We start from the raw sequence: 13,928 nt of genomic DNA, 5'->3' as shown, positions 1-13,928 counted from the left end.
CCTACCGCTATTCATTTTTATCAGTGCTGTGCTCCTAACACTCTAACCAAGTATTAAAAAAAGTGGCGTTTCAACAAATGGCTAGAACTGATACCGCACCGGCATCGATTTAAGACCACCAACAAAAACAGCCTTCACCCAATCCAGTTCGCCGTTAATCTCGATGGTTTTAAGCCGAGGTAATAATTCGCGGAAGAACAACTCAACCTCCAGAATCGCCAGATGCTGTCCTAAACACATATGGCTGCCGAAACCAAAGGCCAGCTGGTTCTTATTGTCTCGCTCAATATCAAATACATCAGGGTTGCTAATGCCGGCACTATCCCGATTGGCCGCTGGATACCACATGCAGATATTCTCGCCAGCCTTAATGGTTTGCCCCTGAAACTGTTCATCCTGAGTCGTGGTGCGCATCATGTGTCGGACTGGGACGGTATAACGAATCATTTCACGAGCCGCGCTATTACAAAGCTTGGGGTTATCACGTAATTTTTGTAATTGTTCCGGGTTTTCTATCAACGCCTTCATGCCACCCGCTATCGTGGCAGCGGTAGTATCGTGTCCTGCTGTCGCGGTAATAATGAAATAACTGATCTGGTCTAATTGCTCCATTGGCTCGCCGTCCACCAGTGCCGTCGCTAGCACTGTCGCCAGATCGTCCTGCGGGTTCTGCTTCCTGTCTTCCACTAGCGCAGTAAAATACGTAAAGAAATCCATTATTACTGCCAGCGCGTCAGTGCTATCAGCTCCACGGGCCAGGCTAGGGTCGGCACCTCCAAACAGCTCCTGGGTTAACCTCAGCATCATGGATTCTTCCTCTGGTGGTACACCGATAATGGACATGATGGTTTGTAACGGGTAGAGCAAAGAAATGTCTTTTACAAAGTCACACTCCCCGCCCATCGCTTCCATTTTGTCAACATACTGCTTGGCGATGGCCTCTAGATTACCAGAGAGTTTTCCAATAGAGCCTGGTTTAAACCACTCGCGCGTGACACCCCGAAGCTTCTTATGCTTGGGGGCATCCATATGGATCAGCGTTTCCAGACCGTTGCGAGAACCAAACTTCTCTAAAAGCGTTTGCTCAAATTGTTTTTGTACCAGTACCGTACGAGGGTTGTTAAGAAAGCGGCTGTTGTTCTGGCTGATGAACTTTATGTCATCGTAACGGGTGAGCGCCCAGAAAGGCTCGTAGTTAGGATGCTCTACATAAGTAACAGGGTCGTGTTCACGCAGATGATTTAACAAGCTGTACATGGTCTCTTCATTACCCATAATGGCTGGGTCCAGTAATTCCAGATTACGGTTCATAAACAGTTTTCCTTGGCAGTTAATAACGTGCTAATCGTATAGTTTCAGCCTTTAGTCTAACGTTGTGAATTCGCGCCATATTGTGAATTCGCGCCAATCTATGCTATAACGCGCCAATGGCTATCCCTACTGTCTCCCCAAGCTTTATGCATGCCGCGTTCGAGTACCTTTCCAGCCAGGGTATTGACGAGAGCGCGGTACTCAATGAATTAAAACGAAATAATAGACAGCAACTGGTGCTTAATGGCCGGGTATCGCTAAAGGACTACCAGCGGCTCTTTGTCGTGGGGCAAGCACTGACCGGTGATGAACATTTCGGCCTCAACATGGGTGCCAGCCCAATGCCACGTTCCTGGGGACTGGTATCACATCTGGCCATGTCGGCGCCTACCCCTTTGATAGCGCTATCAGCGTTGCTGAACTATTCCCGCCTGCAATTGGACTTTGCACAGTTTGAACTAGATGAACCCGAGGGGGACAATTTGGTGCTGTCATGGCTGAGCAACGTACCACGACGTCCCAGTCGCCATGTGATTGAGCATATGTTTGCAAATATCCTCGCACTAGCGAGCTCCCAGATCGGTTATCCCTCGCATCATATCCGTATTGAATTCAAGCATGAGTATGCGGGCAGCACTGCGCATGTAGAGAAGGTATTGAATGCTGATGTCAGTTTCGATTGCAGTGCCGATCGCATCTTTGTACCGAAACAGTTTCTTGAATTGAAATCGCGCTACGATCAGGATGACTTGTTCCCTTATACAGAAGATCTAGCTAGACAACGATTGATGGCGTTACGTGGTGAAGACAAACTGATTAACACTATCCGTGGGGTCATCCTCAACCAACTACCCTTTGGCCTGCCAAAAATTGGCGATACGGCCAAGGCGCTGGATATGACATCGCGCACGCTGCAACGTCGCCTGCATGAACGCCAGTTGAAATACCAGATACTACTCGATGATGTGCGCAGAGGGCTCGCCCGGGAGCTGGTGGTAAAACCTGAGTTAACACTGAGTGAAGTTGCCGATTACCTGGGTTTCAATGACCAGAGTGCATTTCAGCATGCATTTCAGCGTTGGGAAGGCACTACCCCCGGTAAATTTCGTAAAGTAATCAGGCGCAATTGAAGGGTTAAACTAGCGACAAGCCGTACAGTAGACGTTCTAATATTATTTTTAAGGTATCTGAAATTGGTAAGGACAGACTCACTGCCCACCAGCGGTGTATTCTACCCGCTCAAGCAAACCGACATTAATAGCTGGAAAGACATGAAAAGCCGCAGAGGTATTTACATCAATGTCGATGGTGTATCCAGTTTTGCATCAACTTTTACTCAATACGCCACCGATCATCTTAACGTAATATCAGCAAAAACCTTTGAAGAAACCTTCGCCAAATTGGATGCATGCAAAGTTTATTTTATTATCAGTGATCACTATACAACTAATGCACTACTACGCAGAAACAAAAGGAATACTGATATCACCGCTAAAGTCTTGCCAAAAATTATCTAAAAAGACTTGTATTTAGGTTTAAGCGCCGAACGATTCAATTATGAAACCACTGACATTCTCGATAAAAACTTAACTGCCATCAGAAAAAAAGGCCATGAAAAATTGATCATCAAAAATAACATGCAAGCCTAGCTCAATAGTCGAAACTGCGAGAAAAATTCAGTACCAAAAAATTGAGTCAACACCATAAAACTGCACTTCAATTTTATGCATTAATAATAACCGCATCACCTTTTATTGCAGAAATAACTCTTTCAGCGGTGTTACCGCGAATACTTTTCTCGCGACCATTCTGTCCCAACGTACCTAAAATCACTACATCCGCTTTGATAGTTCTGGCGACATCAGCAACAACATTATCGGTATAACCCTGCAACACATGAATCCGCTCCGAAGGTAATCCGGTTTCGTGCACCAGCTTTCCCCGGTCCGGGTAATTCAGTGATTCAAGATAACCATTAACGATATGAAGCTCTGCCCCATAACCTTCCGCGACCCAATGACTCCGCTCTAAAATCTTTTTGTTTAACTCGATTTGCTTGGGTTTTGTTGCCTGAAAATTAACGGCTGCCAAAATAACTTTACGTTGCAAAGCCGTATTAGGGCGCACCAAAATTACCGGGCACTCCGCGCGTTTAAATAACTCCCACTTTGAATCGCTAAACGTTAACCGACTTGAATAGGGCTTGCTATGCATCGGCAAATATATTTCAGTTGCGCCCGCTCGTTTAGCCGCTACTAAAATCGACTCCTGCCAATCCTGGCACCATGACACTTCAATATCGTATTCCAAACCACAATCGTCCAAAGGCTTTCTAATCGTGTCATTAAACCAACTGGCCTTGCGATACAGATTGCTATTGCTAGCGCTAGTATCAACAGTCTCCCGGTTAGTTGTCACCATCACCGATAATTTCGGTGGCACACTACGTAACGGCGCGGTTAGCATTGCGCGATCAAATGCCACATGCACATCATTATTGGGATCGACAACTACAAATACATTTTCTTGAACAGCCATAATCTAAGCTCCTGCTATATCTAGGCATTAATATCTATAAATACACACAAAATCTGTGCCAAAAAAACTAACACAGCATTGCTCACTTGAGGATAAGTATTTAACAAAAAAAGAGCCCATCTTTGGGGCAGAAAATTACTTTAGGAACAAGGATGGCGCATACCTATGAATTTTTTGCGACAACCTCTAGCCAACGATAAAACAAGCGGCATAGACCGTTATTATCTCCTTTGCAATAACTTTCACAATTGAAGTATTAAGGGTTGCCGGAAATCATACGCCAATCACCTGACTGCATATTGCTGAAAAAAACCTAAAAAAGTGGAATAGAATAAAGGGCTCTGACCCCTTTATTAAACTCATTATTTGGACTTCGCCAAACAATCTGCCGCAAATTCTGTAATCATCGCGTAATCTACTTTTCCGTTTGCAAAGCGTTGCATGGAATTGATGGGGTAGATTTTTTTGGGAACTTTGTAATCGGCCAGATGTTGTTTTAGGTAGGCTTGTAGTGCGGGTACATCAATTGTTTCGGCAGTAAGGTTCTGCCCTTCGACCACTGCGACAACCATTTTACCGAAGCGGGGATGGGGCAGACCGACCAATAGTGCGTCTGTAATGGTGTTGTGACGAATAAGCAGTTGCTCTACTTCTATAGTGTAGACTTTTTCACCGCCAGTATTAATCACACTATTATCGCGGCCTAATAGCTCTAATAAACCATCAGCTCTGACCTTGCAGCGGTCGCCCGTTTTAACGAAGCGCTCACCATTAATAATGACAAAAGTATCAGCCGTTTTTTCCGGCTCGTTGTAGTAGCCAATGGGAATAAAACCACCGGCATAAGCGATGCCGATAGTATCGCTTCCCGGTATGACTTCGTTGAGGTCGTCGTCAAAAATTTTTGTGGTGGGCATGGGTAGAAATACGCCCGCTTGTTCGGTGGTTAACGCAAAGCCGCTGGTTTCGCTAGAACCCAGGGTATCGAGCAGGATCAAGTCATTATTCTGTTCGATAAAACGTGCTCGGCTTCTGTCACTAAGTATCGCGCCGGAAGAGACAATCGCTTTAACCGATTGAAAGCAGCCATCATTGCGCGCTTCTATCGCATCGAGCAAGGGCAGCGCAAAGGCATCACCTACAATGACTAAGGAGCCGACTTGATGATCAGCAATTAAGTTAAGGCAGTGGTCGGCATCAAATTTTTGGTTGTCGGTAGTCGCCACAGGCGAAGCCTGAGCCAGCGCAGTAATGGCCATCATTAAGCCGGTGCCATGCATGAGCGGGCATAATGGTAATAGCGGTTTAGCCGCAGGCAGCGTTTGTAAAATGTCCAGGTAGTGATCGAGCGATGCCGGTGCTTCTGCTAGCCCTGCCGCTGCCATAACGCCCATACTCCATACTTTCATTTTGTGCCACAGGCCGGTGTGTTCCCACTGTGTTCCCTTAGGCATACCGGTGGTGCCGCCGGTGGCGATGATAATGTGATTGTTGCTGTCAGTGTCGGTGATTAATGTGTCAGTGGGGTGCGTATAGAGTGTGCTGAGTAACTCCGCAAAGTCATTAATGGGTGTTGTGATACTAGCTGTAAGCTGACTGTCGGGTACCTCAACAAAAGCTACCGTTTTTTTCAGTTGCGGTTTTATTTCGGCAACTCGCTGTGCAAACTCAGCGGCATACACCAACACTTCGACATCTTGCGAGTTACACAGATCTTCCAGCTCTTGATTCTGATAACGGTAATTAATATTGACGTGAGCGCAACCGATTAAACTGCTACCCAAAAACGCTTCAAGGTAGGCGTTGGAGTTGCGGAGGTAATGGCCCACATGGCTATGTTTTTTTAAACCCTGGGCCTGCAACCAGGCACCAATGCCGCGCGCGCGGCTGCGTAGTTCGGCAAAGGTGATTCGTTCGTGCTCATGGATCAATGCGGTGCGATTAGCCATCGGCCCTTGGCCGATACGATCAACAGCTTCACTGTAATTCCAACTCATTGAAGATTCTCCTCGTGGACGTTGTCTACAGAAGCTATCTGTAAATGAAAAAAAAGTTTTCCTTGCACAGGGTTGACCTTTACTGTTTTTCCAGAGGGATCTTCGTTTTGCATGGCAGTAATGGTAGCGCCGTCTTCGGTGCCAGCAACAAAGTGCTCGTGTTGATCTGTGCGCCCGATAATCACCGCTTTCACATGGCCTTTGTGATCAGGGTAAATGACATAGGACACAATCGTTCCGGTGCCAGGGTTTTCATTAATATCAACCGGCGGTAGTGCGTGCGAAACGGTAGTATTAATCGTTGACCAGTCAATAGTACTTGGTAGATTCGAATAAATGAGCGCAGCATGTTTGGATAACATACCGCCATTGGCAGTTACCATTGCGTAAGTGTTTTTATGTTCTGCTTGACGTAATTGTTGAACAGCTTCAGCCACTGCATGCATGCTGTAGTTATTACCGGGACCACCAAAATAAGGCAAGCCGCCGGTGAGAGTGAGTGCGCGGCTGCCATCAACGGGCAGGCCAAGATGTTCGGCAATAGCAGTAATCGCACAGGGAAAGCAGCTATAAATATCAATCAGATCGATATCATCCATTGTCAGCTTCGCCATACTGAGCGCACGGTCGGTGACCTGATTGGCAATTGAAGATTGTGCTGGGTTGAGGCGCTGACTAAGAGGATGTTCAATACCTTCGGCCATGCCATGTAAATAAATATAGTGTGATTCAGGAATACCTAACGCTTTAGCTTTACCCAGACTACACAAAATAATCGCAGCACCTTGATTGACGCTATCCTGTGCGATCATGCGCTTGGTATAGATGTGATTGATTGGACTGGCGCTTTGAATCTCTTCAGCGGTTTGCTGGCCAGCAAATTGTGCATAAGGGTTGTTAGAAGCGATGGTACTAAAGGACGCTAATAGTTTTGCCATCGCTTGCTGATGCGCTTCAATAGAACGGCCAGCTTGCTGGCGCTGGGCCTGTTCAATTAACGCATAATACAGCGCGATGTTATTCAGGCCGTTGTTTAATTCTTGCGGTGTGGCAAACATCTCGCCGATGCCGCGATCTTCAAGGGCTGATTAAAATTCTCATGCCAGTTGAGGGAAAAGTCCGGTAACTCTTTTTGTTTTCTATCGGCGTGCCGCTGGTTTTTCAACGCTTCAGCGCCGGCGATTAACACCATGTCACGTTCGCCGTTAGCAATGTCACGAGCAAACTCAATCAAGAGTGATTGCGGTTGATTACCGCCAGCGCGAGAGTAAATCCGATGCTTGGGGTTGGCTTTAATGACGTGAGCAATCGATTGCGGAGGGTTATTGCTACGCCCCCATTGACAGGCCATAGCTGGCCCATGTCGGAAAATAATCGGGTGACCGCAATCGTATCAATATTCGCCGCAAGGGCGTCATTATCAATTGCCGAGTTAGTTGTAGCATGACCGAGGGCGATAACAGCTGCTTGCGCGGCTAATTGCATGTGCGAGTGCTGGCTTGCCTCTCGCTCAACCATTTGCCCCGCACCAATCAAGACAGGCGTGTTCGCCGGCAACTCTGCCGTGTTAAATGCTGCAGTCATTTATAGCACTAGCTCAGCGATATCACGCAGTTGTTTTTTATCGGTGGTCGCAACCAGCAGAGTAGTGACTTTAGAATCGCGCCACGCTTGCAGGCGATCTTTAATGCGATCTTTAGGCCCTACCAGTGATACGTTATCAGCAAATTCATCGGGAATAGTAGCCACGGCTTCGTCGCGTTTGCCCTCCATAAATAATTGTTGAATTTTATTCGCTTCAGCTTCATAGCCCATGCGACAGAACAAGTCTTTATGAAAGTTGGTATTTTTAGCCCCCATGCCGCCAATATAAAAACTTAAAAAGGTCTTCACTTTAAGCAGGCCAACATTCACATCATCGTTAACATCGACCATCACCATTTGGTTAATTTCAAAATCCGGCTTGGCATCTTTTAGCGAATCAGCATAAACACTTTCGTCAAAGGGATTATAAATCAGTGGTAACCAACCATCGGCAATCTCAGTGGCGAGGGCAATATTTTTCGGACCTTCTGCACCCATAAAAATAGGAATGTCTTTTCGTAAAGGGTGAACAATGGGTTTCAGTGATTTTCCTAACCCCATACCGTCGTCACCGAGGTAGGGTAGCGGATAATGCGGGCCGTTATTGGTAACAGGAGCTTCGCGAGCCAATACCTGGCGTACAATATCAATGTATTCACGGGTGCGCGCTAAAGGCTTGGGAAAGGGTTGGCCGTACCAGCCTTCAACTACTTGCGGGCCTGAAACACCCAACCCCAAGATAAAACGACCGCCGGATAATAAGTCCAGACTTAAAGCATGCATAGCACAAGCAGTGGGGGTACGTGCAGAAAGCTGAACAACAGCAGTGCCTAGCTTAATTTTTGTGGTTTGCGCGCCTATCCAGCACAGCGGCGTAAAGGCGTCATTGCCCCAGGATTCAGCCGACCAAACGGAGTCATAACCGAGGTTCTCGGCTGCTTGTGCCATCTCAACAAAATTCTCATGGGGGCCTCTGCTCCAATAGCCCTGTGCCAGGCCTAATTTTAACTCACTCATCGTTTCTATCCTCGTTGCTGGGTACCTTGCATTGCTTGCAATTAAGATCGTAGACCGCAAGCGTCTTTGAGTTGGCTTGAATACGCCCGGTAGTGTTGAGCAGATTACATCAATGACAGCATGCTTACAATATGTGTGCAAGCTGTCATCTGTGCTAGTATGCGCACAAGTATATTTATAGCGAACAAATTTAGTAAAAGATGGTGACTCTTGTGTCCAGTTCCGCGCATAGCAAATTAGTATTGGATTTAGTGCTTGAAGTGTTACAGCTTGCGCCTAAGTTGCAACTCAAGGGCGATAGAATGACCAAGGATCTCGGCCTAACTAGTTCGCGGTGGTGGTGCCTGGTGCATGTAGCTGAAGCCAATGGTGAATTAACTGTAGCGGATGTGGCGCGACGCATGAACCTTCAAAGGCAAACCGTCCAGCGTTTTGCCGATGCTCTGGTTGATAGCGGAATGATCGCCTATAGCGTAAACCCTGATCATAAGCGGGCGCGATTATTGTCAATTACCGAAGACGGTGAAGCTGCGCTGACAACAATAGAGCAGCGTGAACTCATATGGGCAAAAAATGTAGCAGCTTCTCTGGGTACCCATGAAATTGAGAGCGCGGTAAAAGCACTGGCCGCCATTCGCGGTGATCTCACCGTTCTGAGCAATCAATAGAGCCGGAGTCATTGACCCTTCTCTTAATGTAAGATTTTTTGATCCCCTATTGATTCGGCACCCAAAAAGCGCCCAAACTCGCAGCCATAAATAATAACCCACAACGAAAAAGAGCCGCAAAAAGCGGCTCCTGTTATCAGATAAATCTCAAGCTGAAACTTGTAAATCACTGCCTGCCAAGGCACTTTCAGCTGCCACAAATTGATAACCTAAAGCCGATGCTACCGCTTCACAAGTCACCAAACCGTGGTGAACATTTAACCCTTCCAGCAAATGTTTATCATCAAACAGCGCTTGTTTTGGTCCCTTATCCGCCAACGCCAATACATAAGGCAGAGTCGCATTGGTCAACGCAAAGGTTGACGTTCTGGCTACACCACCAGGCATATTCGCCACACAATAGTGAGTGATACCGTCAACCACATAGGTAGGATCCTGATGCGTTGTTGCGCGACTGGTTTCAAAACACCCGCCCTGATCTATAGCTACATCGACTAGCACTGAACCTTGCTTCATCAAACCCAGCATTTCACGGGTCACCAGTTTCGGCGCAGCAGCTCCCGGAATTAATACCGCCCCGACTACCATGTCGGCATCTTTTAATTGCTGCTCTAACACTTCAGTGGTGGAGAATAAGGTTTTGATACGACCTTCAAACAACTCATCAATTTGCTTCAGGCGTGACAGCGAACGATCCAAAATGGTGACATTACCGCCCATTCCCATCGCTACCCGCGCGGCATTTAAACCGACCACACCGCCACCGATAACGGTAATATTGGCTGGTTCAACACCCGGCACACCACCAATCAAAATGCCACTCCCACCCTGCGCCTTTTCCAAACAATGAGCACCGGCTTGAATCGACATTCTGCCAGCCACTTCACTCATGGGTGCTAATAAAGGCAAGCCACCGTTTTTATCGGTAACTGTTTCATAGGCGATACAGGTTGCACCGGACTCGACTAATAACTGGGTTTGCTGAGGGTCTGGCGCCAGATGTAAATAGGTGAACAGCGTCTGGCCATCCCGTAGCATTTTACATTCCTGAGGCTGTGGCTCTTTGACCTTAACAATCATATCGGCACGGGAAAATATCTCCTGCGCGGTAGCGATAATTTCCGCTCCTGCCGCCTGATACATTTCATTAGTCAAACCGATAGCGGTTCCTCCGTCACTCTCAATCATCACTTGATGACCATGCTGGACCAACTCACGCACGCCTGCGGGCGTCAAGCCGATACGGTATTCATGGTTTTTAATTTCTTTTGGCACGCCAACTAACATGATTTATTCCTCAACATAGGGGTTGTTTGCATGACGGCAGTATAAGAATAAACTCTCAGGATTTTCTCTCTAAAAAAAACAATAAACGGCGTTTAAATCTGTTTTTCCTGAAAATTTAAGTGATTTATTCTGAGGGAGATTGAGTGGCGGAATTTCGCCGCAAAACCAGGGGTGGGCACGCTTTAAAACCACAATAAACCCAGGTAGCCGCTAACAATAGCAACTTACCCATGAGCTTTAAACAGACTTTTGCTTATCCAGGCTGAACGCAGGTAATACAATGACAGCCATCCCAATCAGCAAAGCAACACAGGCTATATTGATTAAAACCGCGTAGTTATCCTCCCCCACCAGTAGTGCACCGACTAACGGCCCGGACGCTAACCCCATCTTGGAAGCAAAACCACCTAACGCCGCCATCTGCCCGGCACTATCAAATTCCGAACACATACCTAGCAGATAGGAAATAACAAAAGCCCAGGTAATACCAACACCTACATTGGCGATCCAAAAATAGGCTGCAACATCACTGTGGTGCAGTATCCAGGTTCCAGCAATGGTTAACACAATGGCAATACTCACCGGCCATAACCGGCCATAGCGAGTGGACATTAAAATCACTAACACCGAGCCCGCAATAGCAATCCAGGCTGCCGCACCCAAGGTATTACTGATAAATGACATCTCCAAACCGGCATTTTTGCCCATGCCGATGATATAAGCGTAAACCCCATATTGGCAGCCTGAAACAAAAAGGTACCCAGTAACGCCAAACTCAATAAACGATAATTGATCGCGGCGTCAGAACTTTTTTGTGCCGCGGTACGCTCTATAATCGGGTAGCTGGATAAAAACGGCAGCATTAATAAAGTCACTAAACTAAATGCAATCAAAGAGAGAAATAGCGCGGTAGTTCCGTACTCGGGCACCAACGGAGGCAGATACACTAAACCCACACCACCCAAACCAAATTGCACCGTCAACAAATACCCAAACGTGCGATCCGCTTCGGTGGTCCGCGAAATCACCGCAAAGCCAATACCTACCAACATACCGCCAATAAATCCGTGGCAAAAACGGGTGGCAATTAATACCCAGGCGTCACTTAAAAAGATTGATAAACCATCCATTACCATCAGGCCGCATAACAGTACCACCGAACAAAATTTCCAGGGGACTTTCTTTACTACAAACACGGCTAGTAGTGCGCCTACTGCGGCACCATAAACATTCGCTGAACCTACAAAACCGGCCTGTTGATTACTTAAACCCAGGCCTTCAATTAAGCCATCAATCAACGCTGGCATGATGTTGACGTAAAATAAACCAGCGGTGGCGAGAAAAGATAATATCACTCTGGCAACTTCACCGTTGGGTGCAGCCACTGGTAATATAAAAGTGCTAGCGGTATTTTCAGTTATATTTTATTCATTATTTAGGCTCACCAATACAAACAAAAGTTTAAAGTTAATGACAATAGGATCGCTGGCTATTCGATGCGATAGCCGCATCCAGCCAACTAAACGCGCCACCATCGCTGAAATAATAGTAAACCGTATCGTTGGGCATCATCACCACGCTGATACCCCCATACCCACTCATCAACGGTAGCCACAATGTTTTTTTACACGCCGTAACAGACTGTACGTTATAAGCCCAAAATCCATTACTGTATCGAAAGTCACCATCGAGAGCAGCAAGCCCTCTATCCTCAGGCAAACGCTGCATCGCGCTATCCCACATTGTTTGATCTAATAATTTATTCAGGTAGCTCGCTCTGTTATTCATCGTGCTTGCCATTCTGGCAATATCATCACGATGCATTGTCAAGCCATAACCCGCAAAAGGCTGAGCCGTAGCATCATAACTGCGCGACGTCATCTCGGTAACAGGGCTAAGTTGTAGCGGCCGCCACAGCGCAAGAAACACATCATTAAAAAAATCAGCCTGCTCGCCATTTTTTTCTTTTAAAAATTGGCTAATCGCCGTACTGAGCAAATAAGTGTCCGCCGTGTGATAAACCCATCGAGTACCCGGCGCTGCTTTGCGAGGCATTTGCTGGCAGATATAGTCAATTTTTTCGCTATGGGTTTCAGGGACAAAAAATTTAGCTCTCATAGTTTTAGAGCCTTCATCTTTACTGCTTTTTGCCGACTGATAATTACCCGTAGCCATATCCAGTGCATTGTTAAACGTGACACCTTTCCATGCGGCATTAGCTTTACACGCCGGCACAAAATCGGCAATCAGTAACTCACTCGATCCTGGGTAGTGCTTTTCTAAATACATCAGCCCCAAACCGGCAAACACACTTTTGGCTAATGAGTAAGAAGGTAAATCCAAAACGTCGCAATAGGGGTAAACGCCGTAACGCGTCTGGCAACCGCCAACATAGTGAGTGTCATCAATGACAAGGCCAAACAAAGTCATATCCGCTGGATTTATTTTACCACTAGCAGCGATCACCCCCGCGCCCAATGCCGGATAATCCAGGACTAATTGGTCGATCGTTTTAATCGGCAGCCGATTGGCCACTTCCTGCCGGTAACGACTAATTACTTGGTCAGCATCAGCAATTACCGTAGGCTCAAGGGTAATGTTAGCCAAGCCCCAAAAATCAAATTTCAAATACAAACACGTTTCACTAACGACTTGAAATGCCATATTGGACGTGGTGCCATCTGGCTTGAAAAGAAAACTCATCACCCCGTTATGGGTACAGTTGGCATTGCGCTCGCGCAAACTAAAGGGGATGGCTGCGCGGCTAAACTCACCATCAGCTTGTTCATTCCATATTCGACCAGGACCCACGATGTATTCCCAATGCGGGTGATCACTTGCGATAGCCTTGCGCTCTACTGGTATTAAATCAGCACCCGATTGAATAAAGTTCATTTCGATTATAGGTAACCGGGAAACTTTTTGTGAACTTTTCTCGGTAAAACCATAATCATCTCGCAGCACACGCATTTTAGCCTGCGTTTTATCGGCTAAGGAAAACCGCCAATGTACTGGCTGCGGATTGGTAACAGCACTAGCAGTAGATGTCACTGACGAGGAAAAAGCAGTCATTTGCACGGGCTGTTCCATGACAGTAGCCTCTAATAAAAAGGCTGGCGTTAATAGCTCGCGACGCAGCTCATCCGCACTTACATCACTAATGAACAGAGTGCAGAATAATAACGGATAAAAACAAAAACGAGAGACAAGCGTCATTGGTGCAATAGCCTTTTTCTTAAAAATCGACTCTTATCGAACAAGACTAGCAGCTCGGACAATCGAAAGTAGTACCAGTAGCCCTGCTTGTATAAGACCAGATGATTTTATTGAGCAGAAGCTGATGGTGAGTTAAGCCACACGGGCAAAACGAGTTCAATCATAGCAACACCAAGGGATTTATTTTCTCATGTGATCACAAAACAAACAGAACGGAACAATGACCACAGCTATTTAGCACGGTGCTAACGTAATAGTTAATTCACAATTCATGATAATCACTACAACGGGGCACAGGAGTCAGTATTGT

General features: G+C 46.5%; 14 protein-coding genes. 3 read left to right on the top strand and 11 right to left on the bottom strand.

Annotated features, from left to right (window positions below):
- Nucleotides 1–81: 81 nt before the first annotated feature.
- A complete protein-coding gene (locus UNITIG_RS01200) occupies nucleotides 82–1,311 on the bottom strand; it encodes a cytochrome P450 (RefSeq protein ID WP_235015194.1) in 1,230 nt (409 codons plus the stop codon).
- Nucleotides 1,312–1,427: 116 nt separating this feature from the next.
- Here UNITIG_RS01200 and UNITIG_RS01195 point away from each other — a divergent pair, with 116 nt between their 5' ends.
- Nucleotides 1,428–2,441, top strand: coding sequence for an AraC family transcriptional regulator (locus tag UNITIG_RS01195; protein ID WP_101756732.1), 1,014 nt, complete (start codon nucleotides 1,428–1,430; stop codon nucleotides 2,439–2,441).
- A 63-nt stretch (nucleotides 2,442–2,504) separates the two neighbouring features.
- Complete coding sequence (locus UNITIG_RS01190; protein ID WP_145999046.1) at nucleotides 2,505–2,828, top strand: hypothetical protein; 324 nt, start codon at nucleotides 2,505–2,507, stop codon at nucleotides 2,826–2,828.
- Nucleotides 2,829–3,033: 205 nt separating this feature from the next.
- Here UNITIG_RS01190 and UNITIG_RS01185 read toward each other — a convergent pair whose 3' ends face one another.
- The 6 genes from UNITIG_RS01185 to UNITIG_RS01160 form a co-directional block, all read right to left on the bottom strand.
- Entirely contained in the window at nucleotides 3,034–3,849 is an 816-nt protein-coding gene (locus UNITIG_RS01185) for a universal stress protein (protein ID WP_101756730.1), read from the bottom strand.
- A gap of 362 nt (nucleotides 3,850–4,211) precedes the next feature.
- Nucleotides 4,212–5,846 carry an AMP-binding protein gene (locus UNITIG_RS01180; RefSeq protein WP_101756729.1) on the bottom strand — a complete coding sequence of 545 codons (1,635 nt, stop codon included), beginning with the start codon at nucleotides 5,844–5,846 and terminating at the stop codon, nucleotides 4,212–4,214.
- A complete protein-coding gene (locus UNITIG_RS01175; RefSeq protein ID WP_101756728.1) occupies nucleotides 5,843–6,904 on the bottom strand; it encodes a hypothetical protein in 1,062 nt (353 codons plus the stop codon). The genes UNITIG_RS01180 and UNITIG_RS01175 overlap by 4 nt, the downstream gene beginning before the upstream one ends.
- Entirely contained in the window at nucleotides 6,880–7,080 is a 201-nt protein-coding gene (locus tag UNITIG_RS01170) for a hypothetical protein (RefSeq protein ID WP_101756727.1), read from the bottom strand. Before UNITIG_RS01170 ends, UNITIG_RS01175 begins: the two co-directional genes overlap by 25 nt.
- The gene (locus UNITIG_RS01165; RefSeq protein WP_101756726.1) at nucleotides 7,077–7,430 is read right to left on the bottom strand and encodes a hypothetical protein; all 354 of its coding nucleotides are present in this window, start codon (nucleotides 7,428–7,430) and stop codon (nucleotides 7,077–7,079) included. Before UNITIG_RS01165 ends, UNITIG_RS01170 begins: the two co-directional genes overlap by 4 nt.
- The gene (locus UNITIG_RS01160; protein WP_101756725.1) at nucleotides 7,431–8,447 is read right to left on the bottom strand and encodes an LLM class F420-dependent oxidoreductase; all 1,017 of its coding nucleotides are present in this window, start codon (nucleotides 8,445–8,447) and stop codon (nucleotides 7,431–7,433) included.
- A gap of 212 nt (nucleotides 8,448–8,659) precedes the next feature.
- On the opposite strand from UNITIG_RS01160, the gene UNITIG_RS01155 reads away from it, so the two are divergent.
- Nucleotides 8,660–9,115 carry a MarR family winged helix-turn-helix transcriptional regulator gene (locus UNITIG_RS01155; RefSeq protein ID WP_159931023.1) on the top strand — a complete coding sequence of 152 codons (456 nt, stop codon included), beginning with the start codon at nucleotides 8,660–8,662 and terminating at the stop codon, nucleotides 9,113–9,115.
- Between the two features lie 147 nt (nucleotides 9,116–9,262).
- Here the strand turns inward: UNITIG_RS01155 and ald are convergent, their stop codons facing one another.
- From ald to UNITIG_RS01140, 4 genes are all read right to left on the bottom strand, one after another.
- The gene (ald, locus tag UNITIG_RS01150) at nucleotides 9,263–10,402 is read right to left on the bottom strand and encodes an alanine dehydrogenase (RefSeq protein WP_101756723.1); all 1,140 of its coding nucleotides are present in this window, start codon (nucleotides 10,400–10,402) and stop codon (nucleotides 9,263–9,265) included.
- 237 nt (nucleotides 10,403–10,639) lie between these two features.
- A complete protein-coding gene (locus UNITIG_RS23845) occupies nucleotides 10,640–11,086 on the bottom strand; it encodes a hypothetical protein (RefSeq protein WP_235015193.1) in 447 nt (148 codons plus the stop codon).
- Nucleotides 11,023–11,787, bottom strand: a complete 765-nt coding sequence (locus UNITIG_RS23840; RefSeq protein WP_235015192.1) for an MFS transporter — start codon at nucleotides 11,785–11,787, stop codon at nucleotides 11,023–11,025. The genes UNITIG_RS23845 and UNITIG_RS23840 overlap by 64 nt, the downstream gene beginning before the upstream one ends.
- 82 nt (nucleotides 11,788–11,869) lie before the next feature.
- The gene (locus UNITIG_RS01140; RefSeq protein WP_101756722.1) at nucleotides 11,870–13,618 is read right to left on the bottom strand and encodes a hypothetical protein; all 1,749 of its coding nucleotides are present in this window, start codon (nucleotides 13,616–13,618) and stop codon (nucleotides 11,870–11,872) included.
- Nucleotides 13,619–13,928 lie beyond the last annotated feature (310 nt).

The organism is Oceanicoccus sp. KOV_DT_Chl (genome assembly GCF_900120175.1).
Classification (GTDB): domain Bacteria; phylum Pseudomonadota; class Gammaproteobacteria; order Pseudomonadales; family Dasaniaceae; genus Oceanicoccus.
Note: the sequence above shows the minus strand (reverse complement) of the source record. Positions and strands in the feature narration are given on the sequence as shown.

Excerpts from the sequence above, each read along its gene's own strand:
- ald (WP_101756723.1), bottom strand. The coding sequence starts at position 10,402 with ATGTTAGTTGGCGTGCCAAAAGAAATTAAAAACCATGAATACCGTATC.
- UNITIG_RS01165 (WP_101756726.1), bottom strand. The coding sequence starts at position 7,430 with ATGACTGCAGCATTTAACACGGCAGAGTTGCCGGCGAACACGCCTGTC.
- UNITIG_RS01160 (WP_101756725.1), bottom strand. The coding sequence starts at position 8,447 with ATGAGTGAGTTAAAATTAGGCCTGGCACAGGGCTATTGGAGCAGAGGC.
- UNITIG_RS01195 (WP_101756732.1), top strand. The coding sequence starts at position 1,428 with ATGGCTATCCCTACTGTCTCCCCAAGCTTTATGCATGCCGCGTTCGAG.
- UNITIG_RS01175 (WP_101756728.1), bottom strand. The coding sequence starts at position 6,904 with ATGTTTGCCACACCGCAAGAATTAAACAACGGCCTGAATAACATCGCG.
- UNITIG_RS01180 (WP_101756729.1), bottom strand. The coding sequence starts at position 5,846 with ATGAGTTGGAATTACAGTGAAGCTGTTGATCGTATCGGCCAAGGGCCG.
- UNITIG_RS01185 (WP_101756730.1), bottom strand. The coding sequence starts at position 3,849 with ATGGCTGTTCAAGAAAATGTATTTGTAGTTGTCGATCCCAATAATGAT.
- UNITIG_RS01140 (WP_101756722.1), bottom strand. The coding sequence starts at position 13,618 with ATGACGCTTGTCTCTCGTTTTTGTTTTTATCCGTTATTATTCTGCACT.
- UNITIG_RS01200 (WP_235015194.1), bottom strand. The coding sequence starts at position 1,311 with ATGAACCGTAATCTGGAATTACTGGACCCAGCCATTATGGGTAATGAA.
- UNITIG_RS23845 (WP_235015193.1), bottom strand. The coding sequence starts at position 11,086 with ATGTCATTTATCAGTAATACCTTGGGTGCGGCAGCCTGGATTGCTATT.